Origin of the sequence: Wolbachia endosymbiont (group A) of Therophilus tumidulus, assembly GCF_964277345.1 — a bacterium.
Lineage (GTDB): Bacteria > Pseudomonadota > Alphaproteobacteria > Rickettsiales > Anaplasmataceae > Wolbachia > Wolbachia pipientis.
The window spans coordinates 1,349,922-1,372,777 of record NZ_OZ195515.1; the positions used below are offsets into that span (position 1 = coordinate 1,349,922).

The 22,856-nt window shown below is 34.6% G+C and carries 19 protein-coding genes, 1 tRNA gene and 1 other RNA gene; 9 read left to right on the forward strand and 12 right to left on the reverse strand.

The window, feature by feature from the left end:
- Positions 1 to 22: 22 nt before the first annotated feature.
- Positions 23 to 1,243, forward strand: coding sequence for an MFS transporter (locus ACICQD_RS07175; protein WP_253303566.1), 1,221 nt, complete (start codon positions 23 to 25; stop codon positions 1,241 to 1,243).
- A 40-nt stretch (positions 1,244 to 1,283) separates the two neighbouring features.
- Positions 1,284 to 2,561, forward strand: coding sequence for a serine hydroxymethyltransferase (gene glyA, locus ACICQD_RS07180; RefSeq protein WP_395461799.1), 1,278 nt, complete (start codon positions 1,284 to 1,286; stop codon positions 2,559 to 2,561).
- Between the two features lie 658 nt (positions 2,562 to 3,219).
- On the opposite strand, the gene ACICQD_RS07185 is transcribed toward glyA, so the two are convergent.
- From ACICQD_RS07185 to ACICQD_RS07200, 4 genes are all read right to left on the reverse strand, one after another.
- Positions 3,220 to 3,348 carry a hypothetical protein gene (locus ACICQD_RS07185; protein WP_280097965.1) on the reverse strand — a complete coding sequence of 43 codons (129 nt, stop codon included), beginning with the start codon at positions 3,346 to 3,348 and terminating at the stop codon, positions 3,220 to 3,222.
- A gap of 112 nt (positions 3,349 to 3,460) precedes the next feature.
- Positions 3,461 to 4,690 carry a collagen-like protein gene (locus ACICQD_RS07190; RefSeq protein ID WP_395461800.1) on the reverse strand — a complete coding sequence of 410 codons (1,230 nt, stop codon included), beginning with the start codon at positions 4,688 to 4,690 and terminating at the stop codon, positions 3,461 to 3,463.
- Between the two features lie 355 nt (positions 4,691 to 5,045).
- Positions 5,046 to 5,201 carry a hypothetical protein gene (locus tag ACICQD_RS07195; RefSeq protein ID WP_153296799.1) on the reverse strand — a complete coding sequence of 52 codons (156 nt, stop codon included), beginning with the start codon at positions 5,199 to 5,201 and terminating at the stop codon, positions 5,046 to 5,048.
- Positions 5,202 to 5,218: 17 nt separating this feature from the next.
- Complete coding sequence (locus ACICQD_RS07200; RefSeq protein WP_395461801.1) at positions 5,219 to 8,569, reverse strand: peptidase M2; 3,351 nt, start codon at positions 8,567 to 8,569, stop codon at positions 5,219 to 5,221.
- A 250-nt stretch (positions 8,570 to 8,819) separates the two neighbouring features.
- Between ACICQD_RS07200 and ACICQD_RS07205 the strand changes: the two genes are divergently transcribed.
- The 3 genes from ACICQD_RS07205 (at position 8,820) to ACICQD_RS07215 (ending at position 11,745) form a co-directional block, all read left to right on the forward strand.
- Positions 8,820 to 8,892: transfer RNA gene (locus ACICQD_RS07205), tRNA-Val, on the forward strand.
- A 35-nt stretch (positions 8,893 to 8,927) separates the two neighbouring features.
- Complete coding sequence (locus ACICQD_RS07210) at positions 8,928 to 9,815, forward strand: cation diffusion facilitator family transporter (RefSeq protein WP_161601227.1); 888 nt, start codon at positions 8,928 to 8,930, stop codon at positions 9,813 to 9,815.
- 52 nt (positions 9,816 to 9,867) lie between these two features.
- Positions 9,868 to 11,745 (forward strand): hypothetical protein, encoded by a 1,878-nt coding sequence (locus ACICQD_RS07215; RefSeq protein WP_138264899.1) that lies wholly within the window; start codon positions 9,868 to 9,870, stop codon positions 11,743 to 11,745.
- Here ACICQD_RS07215 and plsY read toward each other — a convergent pair.
- The 6 genes from plsY to recA form a co-directional block, all read right to left on the reverse strand.
- Positions 11,736 to 12,314 carry a glycerol-3-phosphate 1-O-acyltransferase PlsY gene (plsY, locus tag ACICQD_RS07220; protein WP_010963004.1) on the reverse strand — a complete coding sequence of 193 codons (579 nt, stop codon included), beginning with the start codon at positions 12,312 to 12,314 and terminating at the stop codon, positions 11,736 to 11,738. The genes ACICQD_RS07215 and plsY overlap by 10 nt on opposite strands.
- A 12-nt stretch (positions 12,315 to 12,326) precedes the next feature.
- On the reverse strand, positions 12,327 to 13,793 hold the full coding sequence (locus tag ACICQD_RS07225; protein WP_155969383.1) for an alanine/glycine:cation symporter family protein: 1,467 nt from the start codon (positions 13,791 to 13,793) through the stop codon (positions 12,327 to 12,329).
- 1 nt (position 13,794) lies between these two features.
- Complete coding sequence (locus tag ACICQD_RS07230) at positions 13,795 to 15,138, reverse strand: alanine/glycine:cation symporter family protein (protein ID WP_395461802.1); 1,344 nt, start codon at positions 15,136 to 15,138, stop codon at positions 13,795 to 13,797.
- Between the two features lie 22 nt (positions 15,139 to 15,160).
- On the reverse strand, positions 15,161 to 15,931 hold the full coding sequence (locus ACICQD_RS07235; protein WP_015589351.1) for a CDP-alcohol phosphatidyltransferase family protein: 771 nt from the start codon (positions 15,929 to 15,931) through the stop codon (positions 15,161 to 15,163).
- Positions 15,928 to 16,620: a phosphatidylserine decarboxylase gene (locus ACICQD_RS07240; RefSeq protein WP_007548750.1), complete on the reverse strand. Its 693-nt coding sequence runs from the start codon at positions 16,618 to 16,620 to the stop codon at positions 15,928 to 15,930. Before ACICQD_RS07240 ends, ACICQD_RS07235 begins: the two co-directional genes overlap by 4 nt.
- A gap of 187 nt (positions 16,621 to 16,807) precedes the next feature.
- Positions 16,808 to 17,875, reverse strand: a complete 1,068-nt coding sequence (gene recA / locus ACICQD_RS07245; RefSeq protein WP_010963008.1) for a recombinase RecA — start codon at positions 17,873 to 17,875, stop codon at positions 16,808 to 16,810.
- 628 nt (positions 17,876 to 18,503) lie between these two features.
- Between recA and ACICQD_RS07250 the strand changes: the two genes are divergently transcribed.
- Positions 18,504 to 19,466 carry a J domain-containing protein gene (locus tag ACICQD_RS07250; protein ID WP_395461803.1) on the forward strand — a complete coding sequence of 321 codons (963 nt, stop codon included), beginning with the start codon at positions 18,504 to 18,506 and terminating at the stop codon, positions 19,464 to 19,466.
- Here the strand turns inward: ACICQD_RS07250 and ACICQD_RS07255 are convergent.
- Positions 19,434 to 20,723 carry a bifunctional folylpolyglutamate synthase/dihydrofolate synthase gene (locus ACICQD_RS07255; protein WP_395461804.1) on the reverse strand — a complete coding sequence of 430 codons (1,290 nt, stop codon included), beginning with the start codon at positions 20,721 to 20,723 and terminating at the stop codon, positions 19,434 to 19,436. The two genes, ACICQD_RS07250 and ACICQD_RS07255, sit on opposite strands and share 33 nt — an antisense overlap.
- Complete coding sequence (locus ACICQD_RS07260; RefSeq protein WP_182321265.1) at positions 20,720 to 21,310, reverse strand: phospholipid-binding protein MlaC; 591 nt, start codon at positions 21,308 to 21,310, stop codon at positions 20,720 to 20,722. Before ACICQD_RS07260 ends, ACICQD_RS07255 begins: the two co-directional genes overlap by 4 nt.
- 116 nt (positions 21,311 to 21,426) lie before the next feature.
- On the opposite strand from ACICQD_RS07260, the gene ssrS reads away from it, so the two are divergent.
- The 3 genes from ssrS to ACICQD_RS07275 all read left to right on the forward strand — a co-directional run bounded on the left by ssrS (position 21,427) and on the right by ACICQD_RS07275 (position 22,827).
- Positions 21,427 to 21,587: non-coding RNA, 6S RNA (gene ssrS / locus ACICQD_RS07265), on the forward strand.
- Positions 21,588 to 21,645: 58 nt separating this feature from the next.
- The gene (locus tag ACICQD_RS07270; protein ID WP_245611012.1) at positions 21,646 to 22,068 is read left to right on the forward strand and encodes a type II toxin-antitoxin system RatA family toxin; all 423 of its coding nucleotides are present in this window, start codon (positions 21,646 to 21,648) and stop codon (positions 22,066 to 22,068) included.
- 54 nt (positions 22,069 to 22,122) lie between these two features.
- On the forward strand, positions 22,123 to 22,827 hold the full coding sequence (locus ACICQD_RS07275; protein ID WP_395461805.1) for a DsbA family protein: 705 nt from the start codon (positions 22,123 to 22,125) through the stop codon (positions 22,825 to 22,827).
- Positions 22,828 to 22,856 lie beyond the last annotated feature (29 nt).

A 22,856-nucleotide genomic window follows, 5' to 3' on the forward strand; every position in this document is an offset into this window, starting at 1 on the left:
TGGGTTTTATTAGGTGGTAGGTATGTCGAAAAGTAATTTTTTTGTATGGTTGATAGTATCTCTTTTCTATGCATACCAGTATGTGTTACGTGTCATGCCAAACATAATTGCGCCTGTATTAATAACAAAATTTAATATAAGCATTGCAGATTTAGGGCAATTTAATGGTCTCTACTATGTGGGATTTACACTAGTTCATATCCCTGTTGGTCTTTGTTTTGATAGATTCGGTCCAAAAATTGTTTTACCTATTTGTGCTGTCTTGGTATCTATTGGAACATTACCTCTTGTGTGCTTTGATGAGTGGTATTATTCAGTATTAGGTAGAATAATTGTTGGGATTGGCTCGTCTGCGTCAGCAATAGGAGTATTTAAAGTTGCCAGTATGTATTTTTCGCGAGAAAAATCAGCAAAAATGGCAAGCATATCTGTTATTATAGGGCTATTAGGGGCAATATATGGTGGTCTACCAATAGAACTTTTGCTTGATGAGTTTGGTTGGAATTACGTAATTTATATTCTTTCAGGGTTTGGTTTCTTACTCGCTTTATCTTTATTTTTAGTTATTCCTTACAATGCTTACGACTTTCGAAAAGAAAAAATTAGCATGAAGGATCTAAAAACTGTGCTTTTCAATAAATATATCATTCTAATTAGTTTTTTTGGTGGCTTAATGGTAGGTCCACTAGAAGGTTTTGCTGATGCTTGGACAAAAGCTTTTTTATGTGAGGTATATCAAATGGCCGGTGATCTAGCGTCTTCAATTTCTTCTGTTATATATGTAGGATTTGCAGCTGGATTGCTCTCTTTTGCTCACATATTAGAAAAATACCCAAATAGACATTATGAAGTTATTATTGTCTGTTCCTTTGCAATGATTGCTAGTTTCCTTTTACTTTTTACACGGGCTGGCGGATTGTATATTGTATTGCCTGCACTTCTTGTTATAGGTTTCGCTTCTGGATATCAAATAGTAACACTGTACAAAGCATTAAGTTATGTAAATAATAACTTAATAGGATTAACTACAGCTGTATCAAATATGATAGTTATGGTTTTTGGCTACCTCTTTCACACTGGAATTGCGAAGGTAATAGGTTCTTATTGGGATAAAGCGATTATACATGGAAGTCCTATTTATAGTGCTGAATTGCTGATAAAAGCAACATCTATTATTCCTGTATGTTTGCTAATAGCTGTTTTTGGGCTCTTATGGTTAAAAAAGCAGGACAAGCAGTCTTAAAATTGCTTGTGCATCTTAAAATTAAAGCGAGGTTTGATCTATGATGAGTGTTTTAAAGAAAATCTGTGGCTCTAAAAATAGTTTAAAGTCTTTTGATAACGAGGTTTATCAGTCTATAGAAAAAGAATTACAACGCCAAAAATCACAATTGCAATTAATTGCATCAGAAAATTTTGCAAGCAAAGCGGTAATGGAGGCACAAGGCTCTTTTCTGACTAATAAATACGCAGAAGGTTATCCAGGTAAAAGATATTACTGTGGTTGTGAGCATGTGGACAAAATTGAAAGTCTGGCTATAGAAAGACTTTGTAAGTTGTTTGGTGTTAAATTTGCAAACGTTCAACCTCATTCTGGTTCTCAGGCAAACCAGGCGGTATTTGCTTCACTGCTTACTCCAGGCGATACAATACTTGGATTATCACTGAGTTGCGGTGGGCATCTAACTCATGGTGCGGCACCAAGCCTTTCTGGTAAATGGTTTAAGTCAATTCAATATACAGTGAATAAAGACACTTACTTGCTGGATATGGATGAGATAGAAAAGCTGGCGCTGGAGCATAAACCGAAATTGATCATAGCTGGTGCTTCTGCTTATCCAAGAAAAATGGACTTCAAACGCTTTCGCGAGATTGCAGATAAAGTTGGTGCTTATTTGCTTGCAGACATTGCTCACTATGCAGGGCTTATTGCAGCGGGCGAATATCCATCCCCTGCTGAATATGCACATGTTATGACTTCCACGACTCACAAAACTTTGCGTGGTCCTCGTGGTGGAATAGTGATGACCAATGATGAAGCATTACACAAAAAAATTCAATCTGCAGTTTTTCCAGGATTGCAGGGCGGGCCACTTATGCATGTGATAGCTGCAAAAGCTGTTGCATTTAAAGAAGCATTGGCGCCAGAATTTAAAACTTATAGCAAGAAAGTCGTGGAAAATGCGAAAGTACTAGCTCAAGAATTGCAAAAGCATGGACTCGACATTATAACCGGTGGCACTGACTCTCATATAGTGCTAGTTGACTTAAGATCGCAGAAATTAACTGGAAAAGACGTTGTAGATAGCCTTGAGAGAGCCGGTATTACCTGTAATAAAAACTCTGTACCATTTGATACAGCAAAGCCGACCATCACTTCAGGGCTCCGTTTTGGCACCGCTGCTGAGACAACACGCGGACTTGAGGCAGAAAATTTTAAGGAGGTAGCTGATCTAATAAATGAAGTAATTCAAGGATTAATCAGCGGAAATAGCTCAAGTGTCGAAAAAGCAGTAAAAGCTAAAGTTGAAAGGATTTGTAGTAATTTTCCTATTTATTAATTTATGTGGTGTCATCCAAGTAGCTGGTAGAAACGAAAAAACTTACTTGACACCCTTCGCCAGCCCACTTATCATGATAGTGAAGCTATTGTATTTGCTTTCGCCAATCTGCAGATTAAAAGGTAAGGATTACTTAATGTATCGGCGTCTTATGTTCAATTTTTTGCAGTATATAGATACTGTATGTCTTTACAAAACTTCATCTACATCTAGATTTTTATCTAAATAAGCTGAACGCGCTTATAAAGCGTTACAAGACATCAAAAAATGCCAATACTCGACAGAGATAGTAAAAGACTAGCTAACTCGGGGATTCTTTGTCTTTTTTTCTGCTTAGTAAATTTCTTAAACATTTGCAGCGTAAGTTAGTTGCAATTAAAAGCAGCTGAATTTCGCTTGTCAAGCGTTTAAAACATAAAAAACGCCAATATTTTAAAGCGGATAATAACCCCAGGGCTTCTTTTGCCTTTTTTTTCATTTGGTAAATTTCTTAATGTTTGTGGCTAAACGACAATCGTCATCCCAGTGCTCCTTTTTTTGTCATCCGAGTAGCTGACACTGGGATCTATTTTGCATGTAACTCCAATTGTGTTTTGGCATAAAACGCGACGCGTATTAGACTTATTTGCAAGCAAAGCTTGCTAGATCCCAGTGTCAGCTACTTGGATGACACCATTCTTTTTCCTGGATCCAAGTAGTCTGGGCACTGGGATGACAAGAAGAAGGCACTGGGATGACAGGAGAAGGAGGCACTGGAATGACAAAGTGGAGTGTCTGCTTCTGTCATCCTATGATAGCTAAAAAGACCTGGTCACGCGCTGGAATGACGTAGCGGAATGTTATCCCAGTTTCCCTATCCTGTTATCCAAGTAGCGTGACTACTTGGATCTAGCGCTGGATTACCAAGTCCAATTAAGTGCAGCATCATCACTTGTTGGAGGCTCAAAATACGGTTGTGACATTTCCTCTTGCACAGCTCTTTTAAATTCTGGACTTTCTATGCTTATCTTTGTTACATGCTCTTGTAAGGCTTTCTCAGCAGCTATTTCAGTAGCTGATGGACTTGTTCCATCTGCTCCTTTAAGACCAGTATCCCCTTTCTCTCCTTTTAGCCCGGTGTCTCCTTTATCTCCTTTTGGGCCTTGAGCTCCATCTGCTCCTTTAAGACCAGTATCCCCTTTCTCTCCTTTTGGCCCGGTGTTTCCTTGATCTCCCTTTAGCCCTTTACCTCCTAAGAACACCTTTGCTGTTTGATCACTTTTGGCACCATACTTATTGTCAGTAGAGTTATCAAGGAATTCTCCTAATTTATCCACTAGAATTGATTTGTCGCCGTCTTTTGCAGGAAGTATAGCTTTCGCGAAAGCTTTTTTGTTTACTGCCTCTATAAGGTTGGAAGCATTGATTTTAGCAAAAGCAGTATCAGCAGCAGTTTTAGTGTAAACATCTGCAGTATTAGCTTTCTTTCCTAGCTCAGTATCGACGTAATTCTTGTCAGCTTTGTTAGCTAGAGCGGCTGTGTCAGCTTTTTTTGCCAACTCATCATCTACATTTTTTTTAGTGTAAACGTCTGCAGTGTTAGCTTTAGCTGCTAAATCAGCTGCACCAGCTTTCTTTCCTAGCTCAGTATCGACGTAATTCTTGTCAGCTTTGTTAGCTAGAGCGGCTGTGTCAGCTTTTTTTGCCAACTCATCATCTACATTTTTTTTAGTGTAAACATCTGCAGTATTAGCTTTAGCTGCTAAATTAGCTGAATTAGCTTTCTTTCTTAGCTCAGTATCGACGTAATTCTTGTCAGCTTTGTTAGTTAGAGCGGCTGTGTCAGCTTTCTTTTTCAACTCATCATCCACACCTTTTTTAGTATAAACACCATTATCATCAGCCCCTGCTTTGAGCTTTGCTAATAGAGCATTTACAAAATCATTATTGTTTATGAGTGATTCTTCTAAAGGTTCATCTAACGTCATATCACACTCTCCATTGATTATAAAAACCATAGAGTGCATAAAAATAATATAATTTCCGTAAATGCTAGATTTTGCATAAGACTTCCCTGAAACTTGTTGTTTCAGAATTCTCCTCTTGTAATCCAAGTGTGTAGCAGATGATGTCATGCAAGTAGCTGACACTGGTTTGATCGAAAATGTTGTATAGTGCACAATCAATTTTTCTGGATCCCAGTGGGCTTTGTTGCATCGCTAGCTATGATGGATTAAAGATAAAAAAGATAGGGAATATCAGTAGCTTATTATTCTGGTATTTATAACAAGAACGGTCAATGAATACCTAAATTTGAGTAAAAGAAATTTCACTACCATTTACCAATCCGGCTAAAATTCAAGAATTTCAATGCTTTAGCTATTTTCAATAGAATTAAATTTATTAATATAAATAACAAATTACTATTCTTAAATTTGATCAGATTGATTGCAAAAAAACAAGATTTTCAATAGGTTGCTTATAATCCTAATTATAGTTAGCCTTTCATAAGTAGCGATGCAACAAAGCCATCCCAGTGTCTGGGCACTGGGATGACACCGAAGGGGCTACTCGGATGACAAACCCTGTCATTCCAGGGCGTGACGCTGGTTTCCATCCAAGACGGCAGTGCTTGACACTGGAATGACAAGAAGAGGGCACTGCCCTCCTTGTATGTATTAGATATAGGCCGAGTTGTGGTCGTGATAAATGTGATCGCTTGCGCAATCGAACATTTTCACAAAACCATTCTCTAGATAAAGATTATATTCGTGATGTTGATCTGATAATACAATATTATCTTGCTCCCCTGAATTGAAATGACTTGAATCTGACAGCAATTCGTAATTTGGATTATCTATTTTACTAATGCTGTTTATTACTTTGCCATTACCACTTGATATAGCTAAACTATAACTATCACCATCCTTCATTATCTTGATGGACACCTTATCTTCAGGTAACACTATAAGCTTCTTTGTGCCACTATCGTGGATTACGAATTTGCCTTTTTCAAAATAGTATTTGTCTTCCGGCAAAGCACCAACCTTATAATCTGATGTGTGCAGTTTGTTCCAAAAATCTAACACAGATTGCTTTTCTGCTCCTTCCGCTCTATCATACAAGGCTTTCACATCATTATAATTTATCGTTACATTTGCCTTATGCTTCCCTTCTGAGTCCTGCTCGTAGCTCTTTTCTATTTTGAGAATTGTGTCTTTTAATACTACCTGTTCTTGCTCTTTCTCCTCCACTGAAGCTGACCTTTTTGCCCTTGTTGGAATTTGTGGCTGATCAGACTGCATTTCACTATTGTCGTTTGATGCAGTTTTCTCTTCAGCAGCTTGTGCAACAACATTAGTAGTACTATGAACTTCTGTCTTAGTTTCACTTACTTGCCCTTTTGGACTTTCGGTTTGTTTCTCTTTTGTAAATATTCTCTGATAGTCCGTGTAGCCTCTATTAGTATCACCGATATCGCCACTGCCTTGATCAAAAGTTATTTTTTTACTTCCATTTCCCATATCTTCAATTTCAACTTGAGGAGAAACAGATGCTAGGAAATCGTTATAACTGTAGTTGTAGTCAGCAGAAAAGAATATTTTCCCTTTGAAATTGTGAAAGTTATTAGACAACATTCCAATTTCTTCATCACCATCAAACAATTTTACTTTAGTGAAATATGTTTGATCTTTTATTCTAACTATTTCACCGCTGGAGTTTCCTTGTATGTGATAATCATTTGGGTCGTACTTTATAGCAAAAAGTTTGCCAGAGCCATATTTCTCTAAGTTTATAAGGCCCACATTTACATGTTTATGGGAATAATCTCTCTTTTCATATTCATGTGCAAATATTGGATCTATGTATCTATATTCATCTGATATATTTGGCATACCTATTCGATGTTCATTTCCATCTTTCGTCACCGGAACAAGCTTATATGTTCCGTCTTTTTCCACTAATTTTAGATGAGTAATACTTTGTGGTAGTTGAAACCTTACATTTGCTCCATGTTCATGAATAAATAGATCACCTTTTTCGGTAATATAAAAGCCCATATTTTTGAATGTATGTAAATTTTCGCCTCCTTGTTTTACAACCGCTTCGTGTACATCGTCGTCTGTCCTATCTGTTCCCTTATTATCCAGTAGTTTTCCTTTTTCTACGATTACTCCATTTGCCTTTTGCTCATCAGAATATTGGGCATGCTCTGAATCCTGATGATTCAAAATTTTGGTACCTCTAAGGAGCAGAGAATCTAAATCTTTTTGGATGTGTCCAGTGCTAGGATGCAACAATTCATTTTCATGTAAATGCGCCTCATCAAAGTATTCATCACGTTCAACTGTTCTGCCATCTATTAGGGAAGCTTTATAATGACCGTTTTCTTTTGTAACTGCCATGTAAGCACCACCTTCGTATGAAACATTTAAGTTGTGTAATATATCCTCAAAAACGAAAGTTTCTTTAGTTTGGCCTTCAACTTGCTTAAAAAATCCTGATTCGCTCAATAATTCTCCAAGCTTTGTATTTCCGTCATATATAGACAGTGCACCCATATCTCCTTGACCATGAGCTTGCATAGAAAAAATCTTACCTTCTTGTAGATCAATATGAGTACCTCTGATTAAGTTTGGATCGATATTGACCAGCCCATCTAATATTTTTGCTGCTTGGGAATTATTTTCAATCTTATCAACAGCTTTGTTTTTTAGTTGATCAAACTTTAAAAATGCTGGTCTGTATTTTGTATTTTCCTCATTACGTAACTCTTCAATAGTAATCTCTCCTTTATGATATTTTTGATACATTTCACCACGTTCTTTATTCAAATTATCAAATTCATCTACCTGATTCTTAATTTCTGTATCATATTTTGATAATATCCTTAAAGCCTGATTTTTATACTCTTGACTGTTTCGATATTCATTACCTTGTTGGTCAGAGTAAGTTAGTTTATCCTGTCCATCGGAAGTTTTTACTACCTTGAGGAAATGATATTCCTTTGATATATCAAGTGTATCATTTGTTGCCCTATTTATAGCACGAGCAACATCATAAAATGCAACGTGTTCTACAGGAGAAAAACTTCCAACGTTTTCTCCATCCATTTTTTCTATATTTGCTTTATAGTAGGATACGTTTTTAATTTCTCCACCCACTATTTCTTGACCAATTGCTATGAAATCTCCTTTTGTAACTTGCAAAGCGTTGAGATGTTCCATTGCAGTTTCTGTATCATTCTCAGCAAGCCAACTTTTGAAGTCAGTATCGTGTCCTTTTATGTCTTTCAAGAAACTTTTTGACTCATCTGAGTTACCTTGACGTAAAGCATCTAGGTAGTCTCTTAATAAACTAGGATCTTTTTCCTGTAAGTACATTATCAACGCATGACCTGTTTTATAAACCAAGCTATTTGCTTCGCTGTCCTTTGAGTATTCTAAACTTAAAATTTTATCTAAATCCAAATTTGCAGCTTCAGTTTTGTCGATACTTGATCCTTGAGAATTGAATTTATGATCTGAATGATGCTCAAAGTAGTCTGCAATTCCTTCCATTAATACTGTAGGTAAAGATTTGCCTCCTGTAGCCAAGTAAGTTAAACCATGTGCAAATTCATGCTGAAGGTTATGAATGCCACCTTGCTGGTAGACGTACATTTCAGCAAAAACGTCAGCTTTCCCTTTGTAGTAACATTTACCACCTTCGTCTCCAAGGTAAGAACCGAAACGCTCGCTTCCGCCAAGGTGAGTGTAATCATCCTTGTCATCAAACATGTAAATTTTAAATGTTTGTTCTGAACTGCCGCGTTCTAACTCGAATGCGTTTTTAAAATTAGTAGCTGTTTCTCTTATCTCACTTTCAATGTTAGCAACTTTACTTGCTCTTAAATTGTGAGAATAAACCTCTACTTTAATATTTAAATCTTCAACTTCTATAACATGTGGCGAATTAAACCCTTTGCCGTTATTGTTGAAATATTCTGCTTTAGTTATATTTTTATTTACTTGTTGACTAATTGTCATAATTTTAACCTCTAATTTGCTGATCTTTCAATATCAAGCATAAAGTAATTTCCCTAAAAAAAACGTAAATCCCTGTATTAATATAATTTATATCTTAATAAATAAAGTATAGATAGTTAACTTAATATGTAAAATTTAGAATATGGCTGAAATTCTATACAGCTATATTCCGGAATCACATTGGACAAGGACAAAAGCAAAGTGGTTTATTGACTTTCATTCCACCAAAGCACTATACTAAAACCACGATGGGTAATTAGCTCAGTTGGTAGAGCACTTGCTTGACGTGCAAGCGGTCGCTGGTTCGAACCCAGTGTTACCCACGTTTTTGTTTATGAAAAGATTTTATATGACAGCAGTGCATAACGGTAAACACTCAGCAGCGCAGTCCAAGCGCTTAATCTATTCCATAATAATAGTTGCGATAACAATGTTTATGGAAATAGTAGGTGGAATAATTTCACATTCGCTTGCTCTATTATCAGATGCAGGGCATATGCTCACTGACCTCTTTGCCTTGGTTTTAAGCTGGTTAGCACATAGGTTTTCAGCTAAGAAATCCGATTTGCAGAGATCATACGGATATCATCGGTTGCAGATAATTGCAGCATTTGTTAATGGTTTAACTCTATTCCTCATTGCAGTAATCATTATAATTGAGTCAATAAAGAGGTTTATTTTTCCAGTCAATGTTGAGTGGAAAGTAATGTTAATAATTGCTACACTCGGTCTTGTCTCTAACATAATAGTCTTTTTTATATTACATAGTAAATGCGAGAGCAATATAAACATAAAAAGTGCTGTACTACACGTTATAGGAGATATTTTAGGTTCTGTAGCTGCTATACTTGCATCTATAATTATCATGCTTACTGGATGGCAAATAGTAGATCCAATCTTATCAGTATTTGTTAGTGTGATAATTCTAAATAGCGGCTATAAAATTCTCAAAAATTCTTGCCATATACTCCTTGAAGGTACGCCTGAGGGTATATCTGCTGAAGAGATAAAAAGTAAGATCACATCAGAATTACCTGAAGTGATAGATGTGCACCACATACATACATGGTCGCTGTCTGATAATTATTTTATAATTACCATGCATGCTAAAATAAAGCAAAATGTGCAGCACACCAATGTTTTATATGAAATAAAAAAAATATTGCTAGATAAGTTCGAGATAGCACACTCTACAGTCGAGATCGAATACGATGAGTGTGCGGATAATAAGATACTTAAACATTGACGTTTTAAATTATTATGCTATTACTAGAGTGTAATGATGTTGAAGGTAAGCTATGATAGGTATTTCTCAAATACAATTTCCTTCAAAGGATTCTAGTAAGCTAAAATTTGTTAGCTACTTTGGAGCTTTTGTCTCGTTAAGCATTATCACTAATCCTGTTAATGTTCTTTTTTCTCTTGGTACTATGTTCTTCAGGTCTGAAATTAAAACTCTTTATATCTACAAAGAAATAAAAACGGCAAAACAGCAAAAAATGAGCAAAAGGGAATATTGGGAAATATTTTTTAAAAACAATACAATCAAGGTAGCAGCCTTCCTCTTGTTTTCTGCTTTCATAACATATCTAACTTTCACTACCACTTTCTTGCTTATTTCGTTACTGGGAACTATACCACTTACAATGCTATTAATTTTATTGCAGAGTGAACTAAGGCCAAAAGATTTTAACCCATTTACGCTGCTTAAAGCTTCTATAAATTTCTTTTTGGAAGGTATAAAAGAGAATTTACGTGGTATGGTTAATAGTTTTGATGTTAAGCTTGAACATTTACTGCCCCATCAATTAAATGATGATATCATTAAAAATATTGATAAATTAAAAGGTAAGTATAGTGAACAAGTACCTGAAGACGTAATCAAAAATGATGAATATATTCAATTCATTGGATATATAAACAATTCATATGAGTTTAGTGATGAGGATAAAGGAAGAGTAATTGCATTTTTAGATGACTTTTGCAAAGATGATCAAAAGCATAGCTCCGGCTTTACAGGTGGGCAGGTTCTGCTTTTAGTTTTAAGGGCTTGCAATGATGGAGACGGAGAAGCCGTTAAGAGTAAAAAGGATGCATTGATTTCTAATTTAATTGATAGCCAAACTTTCTCTAGAAAAGAGCGAATTCCTAACACTTGCTTCACCGGTATTATCTATAGAATGTTAAGCACGCTAGAGGGTATTCATCCTGATCCAGAAATTAGATTTACTCCCCCAAGGGAAATGTTGCTCTCAGAAGCACAAAATAAAGCACGTGAGTTTATGTTAGACAGGTTAAAAAACAAGAAAAACAATAAAGAAATTCTTAAGGCTTGGTATGACGTTCAAAATGGTTATGAAGACGATGAAAGTCAAAAAATAGTTGATGATTTTATTTCAGAAGTAAGTATTCCTTTAATGAGAAAATTATTGAGTATTACTTCTCAATATAGTGAACAAATTGTGCTGACGTTAATGAAAAATATTAGCTCTATAAAGTTAAATAAATTACAATGTTGTGAGCTGGTTCAGCACATGAGAAATAAACTGCAGGAGCATGATTTAGATGACCAAGAAAGTTTACTCGAAAACATCGGAAAAAAAGTATTCTTAGAGCTATTAAATCGAGATCTACTCGAGACAGATTTTTCTCTCAAGGATTCATCTTTGGATGGAGCTAAGAGAATAGCTAATAAGATAATAGAAGAAGAAGTAGCAGAATTTAAATTAAAGGCTGAGAAGACTATTGAAGGTCAGATAATTAGCATGTTAGATGGGTTAAGAATGCTCCCAAGAGAAAAAAGATGTTATAGGGTATATGTAGAACTCAGTAAAAATAACGAAAATGATAAGGAAAAAATAAAGAAAATTTTGCAAGAAAGGTTAAAAGTAACAAAAGCAGCAATGGATGAAATGTTAAAAAAAGGAGCTTCACATAAGCTAGAGTTAGAAATTGAAAGTGTATATGAAGGAAATAAAGATCACGTTACTCAACTTTATGAAAAAATAAGAGAAACAAAAAAGGAATTCATTGAAGATGGTCTTTTAACACCTCAAGAAGTAGAGAATATAACAAAAGCAAAAATCATAGACTTAAACAAAGAGGACAAAATCATACCGTCAAGCAATTTGTCTCGTAGTTTAAGTGTCAATAATTTGGCAGTACATTATCTATAAAATTTATACTCTTTACCTTGCAGAAGATTCACAATATTTCTGTGGTGTTTTAGGAAGACCAGTGCTCCTATAATTAGTAATGTTAAGAACAAATTCCTCTGAAAAAAAAAGGACCATGCTACAGCCGTTGAAGTAGCACTGAGTGAAGCAAGGGAAGAGTATCTAAAGGCAAGAAAGACTATTATCCAAATTATTACGAATACTAAAGTAATATCGATGTTAAATGCTATCAGTATCCCTAGAGTGGTTGCAACGCCCTTTCCTCCACTGAATTTTAGCCAAATAGGAAACATGTGTCCTAAAACTGCTAAAATTGCAGATACATATATATAAAAATCGTTATTATCACAAAATTGTTGTGCTATATAAACGGCAATAAATCCCTTAAAGGAATCCAGAAATAATGCCAAAGCAGCAAGAAATTTATTTCCCGTCCTTGCAACGTTTGTAGCACCAATGTTTCCTGAACCTACTTCTCTTAAGTTTATCCCTTTTATTCTTGTAATGATTAAGCTAAACGGTATTGAACCGAGTATGTAGGACAGTATAAGGACTACATACTTTTCCATTATACCAAGAACCTAATTAATTTTATTATTCCTCAGCCTTTTTAGGTAGCACTGAACTTCATCGTTAATCTGATTACTAAACAGTATAAGCGCTGTCATGTTGATGAGAGCTAAACAAGAGAATAAAGTTCCACCGATATTGGCAATAGCCATTATATCTTTAGAAAGACCAGAGAAAAACGCCACAATTATTACCGCTATGCGGTATATCACTATACTTTTTGCACCGAATAAATATAGCCACCCCATTTCACAACAATATACAAACGAAATTACTGAAGAAAATGCAAACAAAGGAGCAGCTACTGTTAGAAGGATAGGAAACCATGGAGAAACTGTCTCAAATGCTTTGTGAGTAATTAATATTCCCTCACCAACACCTGTTTGGTATGCACCTGTTATTACTATTGTTATTCCTGTTAAACAGCAAATTAACATTGTGTCAAAGCATGGTTCTATCATAGCGACTAGTCCAGTTCTTACTGGTTCTTCATCTTTAGTTGTTGCATGAGTAATTGAAGCAGAACCAACACCTGCTTCGCTGGCAAAGATTGCCCTTTGAATTCCAGCAACAAATGCTCCTACCATCCCTCCGCCAACAGCATTGAAATCTATCATAGTGGAAAATAATATTTTCAACGTATAACCAAGGTTATGAATATTAAATGCAATAATAATAATACAACTAAAGATATATATAAGTGACATAATAGGCACTAGTGCAGAAGATACTCTAGCTATCCTTTTAATTCCGCCAATAATCACTAGAGCAAGCAGCGCAGAAATTATGGAAGAAAGAAACCAAGAGTGACCATCTACCCAACTTGAATAGCCAGATAATATTGAAACCATTTGGTTGGTTTGAAACGCTACACTTCCACCAAGACCTGATAATACAAAGAATACTGCATACATGGCAGCCAGCACAATACCAAGTTTTTTAAATCCAAATTCCTCCAGACCATTCCTTATATACTGAAAGGGACCACTAAACAATTGGTCCTGATCTTCTGTTCTATGTCTAAACGCCAACGTTACCTCAGCAAATTTTGCTGACATACCAAAAAAACCTGTAATCATCATCCAAGGCACCGCTCCTGGTCCACCCATTGAAACTGCAATTGCGACTCCAGCAACAGTTCCAAGGCCTACTGTGCTTGAAAGTGCAGTCATAAATGCCTGAAAATGCGTAATATGACCATCATGGTGATTCGTGTCATATTTTCCACATAAAATAGCAAACGCATGCTTAAACATTCTTATGTTGAGAAATCCAAAACGTAATGTTAGAAACACATAACCAAAAACTAGTAGAAGGATTATAAATGGCACGTAAAGGATCTTGAAAAACAGTACTTCATTCATGAAGTTATTTATTCCATTCAACACAGCGTCATAACTTTCGTAAAAACCTGAAGCAGCGTACACATCATTAAACAATAGGCAAAATAACACCATACAAAGCAATCTATAAATCATGTTAATACCCTTTAGAATTGTAATAAGAATCTATTGTATTCAAAACTTCCCTTCTTAGTAGATATATTGCAACAGCATTTGGAATCATAAGGCACATAAACAAACTGTCACCTAGATAAGATATAAATTCTATATTCTTTGACATACAGCTGATATACACTGAAACCACTATAAGAATTTGGAACGGTATCAGTATTTTTTTACTACCAAATAAATACAGCAAAGCAACTTCACAGTAGTAACAATAAGCTATTATTGTGGAAAATGCAAAGGAAAACATCATTAGCGGAAAAACTAACTTGCTGAACAAGGGCAAAGCTGTTGAAAATATCGAACTAATTAGTGTAATATCACCCACGTTATCAGTGCTATGCATACCAGTGATAATTATCACAATACCAGTCAAAAATGAGATTAATATTGTGTCTATAAGTGGTGCAATCATTGCAACGCACCCAACTTTAATTGGATCTTCTTCTTTTACAGCTGAATGTGCTATAGCTGCTGTTCCGGTACCTGCTTCGTTAGCAAACACTGATCTTCTCACTCCGGCTATTAATCCGCTCAATACTCCGCTTCCTATAGCTGATTTATTGAAGATATCTTGGAATATTATGGATAGAGCATTCAGCAAATTACTTCCGTTTACATAAATTAAATATATACACATACCCACATATAGCACTATCATAATTGGTGCTAAGCTCGTTGAAACGAAAGCAATGCGCTTTATTCCTTCCAATATTACAATAAAGACAAGCAGGGATATAATAATGGATGCGTTGTATTCTAGGAGGTTATTTGATAGTGCTGCTATTTGATTTGCTTGAAATGGTATACCGCCCAAAATCATTGCAATAAGTAGCATAATCGCATAAGTGAAGGCAAGAAATCTACCAGTTTTTGCAAATCCAATTTTTGCAAGCCCGTACTTCATGTAATAAAAAGCCCCGCCAGTTGTATTTTCAGAGCGATAAGTAAATGCAAGCACCACCTCGGCAAACTTTATCGACATACCAAGTATTCCGGTAATTACCATCCAAAAAACTGCACTTGGGCCCCCTATTGTGATAGCTATTGCAACTCCTGATATTGTTCCAAGACCAACTGTTCCTGAAATTACTGTTGCAAACGCTTGAATATGAGTGATTATGCCATTGTTGCTGTTATTACACTTTAGATTGAATAGCGTCTGTATTCCATATTTAAGTAACCTAAAGTTAATGAATTTGAACTGGGCAGTACAAAAGATTCCAGTTGCAATTACCCAAATAATTATAAATGGAATGTTGAATATCTTTATATACAGAAATGAATTTAATAGTTCACTTATCTTCAAAATCATGCAGTTTTCTATTTTTTGTTAGCTAACGAGTTTTATATGTAAAATATATGTAAAACCCGATGCTTATTGGAATAGTAAGTGTATACACTATACCTAAAATTGGTAGAGTCATCCAGGGCTTACTGATGAAAAATACAATAAGTACTCCAAAAAATGACACAAATATATAGGATAGGCTTTTGGGAATATAAATATATTTTGCAGAGAAAGTTGGAATGTGACTTATCGAAAAAAATGAAATGGCCAGAAAGTAACAAGCTACGTTTCTTGTGTTAAAAAATCGCTCTATGAGAAGTAAGTATTCACTCTCATGAGATTGAAAGGTAATAATTATTGGTAACAAAGAAAGTAAAGCACACACTGGAGCTGGAACACCAGAAAAGAAAAATTTTTCCCAGTATGGTTGTTCTGAGTGTAGCGAAACATTAAATCTTGCAAGTCTTATTGATATGCAGATTACGTATATCATTACTAAAATCCAACCTATGACTTTGATTTCGTTTAGCTTCCAAAAATACAAAAGAAATGCAGGCGCTGCACCAAAATTTAGAAAATCTGCAAAAGAATCAAGCTGGGCTCCAAAATCGCTAGTTGATTTTAGAATTCTAGCTATTCTGCCATCCATTCCATCTATTATTGCTGCAATGATGATAAAAATTACTGAGAATTCCCATTGTTCATTAAATGTAAATTTAAGTGAAGTGAGACCAGAACATAAACCCAATAAAGTTATAAAGTTTGGGAATAATTTAGTAATAGGTAAGAATCTACTGTTACTTCCATCGTTATTCATATAACGTCAAAAGTAAGCTTCTCTTGAACGTTTTCCTTATTTAAGTTTGCTATAATTGTTTCACCACCAATAACAGTTTGCCCTTCTGAAACTCTGACTTCTGTATCAGCAGGAACATAGATATTCACTCTACTGCCAAACCTTATAATTCCAAACCTTTCACCTGCTTTTACGTTCTGGGATATTCCTAAATTACAAACGATACGACGTGCAATTAATCCAGCTATTTGCTCCACAATAATTTCTTTCCCCTTTTCGTATTCAATTACAATAACCTGCTTTTCATTTTCGTTACTAGACCTATTGCTCATTGCGGATACAAACTTGCCTTTTTTATAACTCATTTCCTTTATCGTACCAGATATTGGTATACGGTTCACATGGACGTTCAAAACACTTAAAAATATGCTAACAAGCGTAAACTTCTTCTCCTCTCCGTTTTCTGCTGATAAAGGATAATTAACTTCTTCAATTTTTGAAATCACACCATCAGCAGGACTTAATATAAGATTCTTATTGTTTGGCACAGCTCTTGCTGGATCACGAAAGAAATAAGTACACAATAATGTCGGAAACAAGCACGTAACGCCAAACCCCCAAGATATAGAGAATGCTATACACGTTACTATAAAGGAAACTACTATAAATGAATAACCTTCCCTGTTTATATTAGGTAAACCAAAACACATAATCTTATTAACAATAACCTATTGTTAACAATTTATCATTTATAATTTCTCATGAAAAGCTTTTTTTAACTGCTTCAGCAAAGTCTTTTTGATACAAGGTAACATTACAGATTGTTATATTAGCACATAGAATTACCGTCATACTGTAACAACCCGTCCAACACAAAATCTAATGCCTAAGTTTAGATCAGAAAACTGATTCTTCTAAAAGTTGCTCACTATCCTCGTCTATTATGATAGAATTATCATGATTTCTGAGTAAATCTCTGATTTTCGTTTCTATTTCATTTGCGACTTCTTTGTTTGTTTTTAGGTAAGTTTTTACATTCTCTCTTCCTTGCCCAAGACGTGTGTTGTTATATGAATAGTAAGCGCCTGCTTTTTCAAGCACACCAAGCTTTGCTCCCATATCTATTATTTCTCCGAGTTTTGATATACCTTCATTGTACATTATATCAAATTTCGCTTCTCTAAATGGAGGAGCAACTTTATTTTTTACAACTTTAACTCTTGTTTCATTACCTGTAATATTTTCTTTGTCTTTTATTACACCAACTTTTCTTATATCAAGCCTTACAGAAGTATAGAATTTTAATGCATTTCCACCCGTGGTAGTTTCAGGATTTCCATACACTACTCCTATTTTCATACGAATTTGATTAATAAATATCAATATACAGTTCGCTTTTGAAACGGCAGAGGTTAGTTTCCGTAGCCCATGACTTAGAAGCCTTGCTTGCAGCCCCATATGTTGATCACCCATATCACCTTCAATTTCAGCTCTTGGAGTTAATGCTGCGACAGAGTCAATAACTATCACATCAACCGCACCAGAACACACTAAATACTCAACAATATGCAACGCCTGCTCTCCAGTGTCTGGTTGTGAAATCACTAAATCATCAGTGCTTACCCCAAGTTTACGAGCATATAAGACATCCAATGCATGTTCTGCATCGATAAATGCGCATGATCCTCCTTTTTTTTGTGCTTCAGCAATCACGTGCAAGGCAAGAGTGGTTTTACCAGAACTCTCGGGGCCAAATATTTCAATTATACGCCCTTTTGGCAGACCTCCAACACCTAGAGCCGAATCAAGCGCAATTGATCCTGTGGATATTGTGTCTATTTTTTCTACAGGGTTTTGCTTCAACTTCATTATTGCACCTTTACCGAATGCTTTTTCAATCTGGCTTATTGCGTTATCTAGCGCTTTTTGTTTATCACTATTTCTTTCTTCTGGGTTACTTGCCATAGATCATTTATTAATTTATATAATTCTCTATGATAATCAAACGCGAATAACCTGCCAAGGTTTTTCTAGTATTTATGTATTATTTCAATGAAAAATATTAACGTTTTCATAAAGCAGATATTTGTTTGCCTTCGTTAGTAACACACTATACTTTAGTGTACGAACGTTGCAATTTGCAGCATAGCAGGTGGTGTCATCCAAGTAGCCAACACTGAAATGACTAAATTCGAAATGGCTACATGAATTTATTGTAAATTACTACCGTATAAGGTGCGATGCAACAAAGCCATTCCAGTGTCAGCTACTTGAATGACACCTCTTAGATGGGTCAGCTACTCAGATCTGCCATGAAAACTGCAACCCTAAATGTTGGAGCACTGTCGTACACTAAGCGCTGTAATGACAATTTTAGTCGCTTCATACACTTATCATGCTAGTCATAACAGAAATAATTTTTACCAAAGATATTTATGAAATAATTGACATAGTTTGGAAATATGTATATTATAGAACATTAATAGTTAGTTAGTTAATTTGTAGGTGTAATGTGGCTAGAAATGTTTTGAATGAAAATGAGTACCACGCTTTAAAGCAGTTGTTTTGAACATTTAATATTCAAAAGGAGGATGTGGTAAATTCTGACATTAAGAATATTAAGAAAAAGCTTAGTCAACAATACCGTAAATTATCGTTAAAATATCACTCAGATAAAAACCCAAACAATAAAGAAGCGGAGGAGAAATTTAAGGTTATTGCATTAAATAAGCCATTTTTTGAAGAATTTATAATAGAGCCATTGGAGAAAGGTCTCAATAAAAGAAATAATTTAATAAAAGAATTACGCGGTAAGTTGTGGAGTCGCAGTTATGAAGAATTGCAAAAATACTTAGATGATAAGCGCAGAAATAAACTCTATAATAAGCAGCAGTCAATTAACAATAATGTAACTGCTTATTCAAAATATTCTTCTTATTCATGTCTCTTAGGAAGTCTTTTAGTATTCTTCACATCAATTGCATTTTTAATAATTAATGGTATTTCTTGTAATGTACCAATAGCAGTAGGTTTTCTTGCTCCCTTGTTAGCAGGATTTATTTTGAGTTCAGCTATCAAGAGCATTTATACTAGAAATGGGAAAGAGTTTAATCATCAGACTAATGTTTTATTATTGTTTAACTTTGACCAAGAATGCGAAAATTTTTCAAAGAGTGATAGGACTAAATTAAAGTGGCTAAAAAATTCAGTTATTTTGAGCAACATAATCTGTACATCTTTAATGTTTTTCGGTGTGGGATTAGATTTAGTTGCCAACGGCTTTGGTATAACTAACTCTATGATGTTATCCGGCTTATTACTTTCATTACCATTCACGCTTTTAATTGTTACTTCACCTATTTTAAATGCTGCAAGTAATTATATTCTCAAAAAGACAGCTATAAATTCAATTGAGGAGCAATTTAAAGGTGATGATCAGTTTATAGAAGTCGATAACGAAAAGCCAAGCAGTACTATGAGCAATCAAAGTTATTTCCCCATCGGTCAGTTAATATCATCAAAGTTAGCTATTCTCCATAGCGAAGTCTCTAGCTAGGAACAATGAGCCACAGATTAGTATGGTTTTGACGTTTTGGGTAGAGGCTTTTAATATGTGATTTGATATTGCATCGCCAATTGATTCACATTCAACTGCCTTTATTTCTATGTTATTGGCTTTTTCCCTAATCAAATTTGTATTTGTTGCTTTAGGTTCAGACTTAACACAAACCGCACATAGTAGTTTGATATATGGTTTTAAGTGTTCTAAGAACTCTTCTACATTTCTGTTACGAGTAACACCAAAAATTATATAGACACCTTCAGCAAAGTTATCTCTTACCCACTGAGATAGTACTCTAGCACCATCATTATTGTGTGCACCATCTAAAAATAATTGCCAATCTTTCGGTAGTAGGAAAATTAAATTACCTTCTTTTATAGACTCTAGCCGTGCAGGCCAATAAGTGCACTGTAAACCTGAAGTGATATCCTCTTCTCCAATATCAAATTCATACTTTCCACTTAAAATACTACATGCTGCAATAGCATTGCCTGCATTAATCACCTGATGATCACCCTTTAAAGATGGCAAAGGAAATTCTATTGATTGAATAGCTGATTGAAAAACCATTTTGTTGTTCTTTTTTTTGCAATTCCATTCAAGGCCTCCTCTATACAGAGGAGATTTCTTATTTATTGCATGGAATTCTAGTGTATTCATTATAGACTTTTTTTGTGGTGCTATTACACAAGGAATATTAGGTTTCATTATTCCAGCTTTTTCACCTGCTATGGTTTCTACAGTAGGGCCAAGATATTCTGTATGATCAAGTGCAATGGAAGTAATGATTGTTAAAATCGGATTATCTATAACATTTGTTGCATCAAGCCTTCCACCCATACCCACTTCAACTAAAGTTATATCGGCTTTATGACGAGAAAAAGCTAAAAAAGCTGCAATAGTTGCAGCTTCAAACAGAGTGATAGGTTGTTCTGCAATTACGGCACGGCATTCTTCTAACAAGCTATATAATTCATTATCGTCGATATAACTGCCTGCAATAACTATTCTTTCATTAAAATTCACCAAATGTGGAGAAGTGTATGCGTGTACCTTATACCCTGCTGCTTGCATTATATATCTTATAAATGCTAGTGTTGAGCCTTTCCCATTAGTTCCAGCTATATGAATTGCGGGAGGCATTTTTTTCTCGGGGTTATCTAGTTTGCTAAGAAAGCCTTTTATGCGATCAAGAGAAAAATCATTCGGCCTGCTACCAAGTGGCTTAGGCCAATGAGGCATATATATCATAGATTGTTGTTACATTTTAATTCATCTATCACACTTGCTATGCCATGTGTGTCGATTTTTTCACTAAATTGATAACGTTGATTAATAGCAATACTTATTCCACTCATTACAACATCACTTATCAAGAAAGAACTGTTATTTTTAGTAACTTTAAAATCAATATTTGTAAATTCTTCATCACCGTAAGAAAATCTTGTACCAATTAAGCAAGTTTCATCGTCAACTGCTTTTGTACTCATTATGATCATTTCACTATCATGCATGTATTTATATAAAATTTTAACGCACAAACGCGTAAGATACACTTCATACTCTCTTAAAAAATCTTCTTTTTCTTTTTGTTTAACTAAAGCCCAATGTTTTCCTATGACGAATTGCGATATTCCTTTGAGGTTAACATTGTTTTGAATGACCTCCTGAAGCTTTTTTTGCACACATTCCCGGTTTTTTTTATTCTCCTTTGTAGATATACCATCCACTTGTTGCTTCATAGTATGCACAAAAATTTTGTGATCTGTACAATTAGTGTAAGCACTTGAAGAAATTACAATAAAAACAATGATAGTTAACACTTTAGTAATGTTCATAAGATATATTTATTAGCTATGATACTTAGAATGCAAAGTTTAATAAAGATTAAATAATAATCGCTAGCTTTAATATATCTATAGACACACCTTGTATAAATCATCTACAATTAATTAAGGGTCTGTTCTATGCGTTATGAGTTAAGTTAAATTTCCCGAGCGATAATTTCTAGTCAAGGGAATTGCCTCTGTTAATTTCGTTGAAATTGATACGCGATGCCCACCTTAACTTTAGTCTCAGGAATCTACTAAGGCTGACGGTAGATACGGATCCTATTTTGATTGGTTTAACATTTATGCTTCATCAATACAAAGAACAGGGTGTTTTCCTATGTTTGCCTAATGAAGTATTCCAAATTGTAATTGATGTTGAAAGGTATCCTGATTTTGTTCCTTGGTGCAAAGCCGTTTATATAAAAGAAAAAATTAACAACCAAATGGTTGTGGATCTCCTCGCAGCTTTTCATGGAATTAAAGGTAGATATACATCAGAAGTTACTTCTCTTTCTCCAAGTGGAACAAATGAAGGTTGGATAAAAGCTGTATCATCAAATGGAATATTTAAACATCTATACAATGAATGGCAATTCATTCCCATAGATGAAAATAAAACTATGGTAAAGTTTTATATAGAGTTTAAGTTTAAGTCCAACTCATTTTCCACTTTATTAAACTCAGTATATAAGTATACACAAAGTAAAATAATTGCTGCATTTAAAGATAGGGCTGAAAGCCTTGCTAAACAAAAGTTATCTTGACATTATTAATATAAATGTATAATTTTTTTTAGTAAGTTAAGTGTTTATATTGTAATGATTTTTAGACTATTGTTTTTATTAATTTTCATAAGTGTTAATTCTTATGCAGTTGTTAAGCAAGATTTATCCGATAACCAATACATTCAAAAAAAACCCAATGAAATAACATCAAATGAGCTATTATCGCCATTACCTAATGATAAATTATTAGGAGATCCAAAAGCACCAATTCTAATGATAGAATATGCTTCATTAACTTGTTATCACTGCTCTCTTTTTCATAGGAATGTTTTTCCTAAAATTAAAGAGAAATATATAGACACAGGTAAGATGTTATATATATTTCGTCATTTTCCTTTGGATTACAGAGGGCTAAAGGCTGCAATGCTAAGTCATTGCTACGAAAAACAAGAAGACTACTTTAATTTTAACAAAGCTGTTTTTAACTCAATAGATTCGTGGAATTACTACAATTTAAGTGATTTGACTTTACTACAAAGAATTGCTGCACTAAGCAACTTAAAGCAAGATGCATTTAACCAATGCATTAATGATAAGAAAATAATGGATAAAATCGTAAATGATAAATCACTGGCAATTAATAAACTTGGTATCACAGCCACTCCAATATTTTTCATCAAGCTTAACGATGATAAATCATATATAGAGCATAATAAAGTTAAACATGGAGGGTATAAAGAGCTGAAATATTTCACTAATGTGATAGATAAATTATATGGAAAAGCTATAGCGAAGTAATACCACTGTAGCTTACCATATAAAAGACT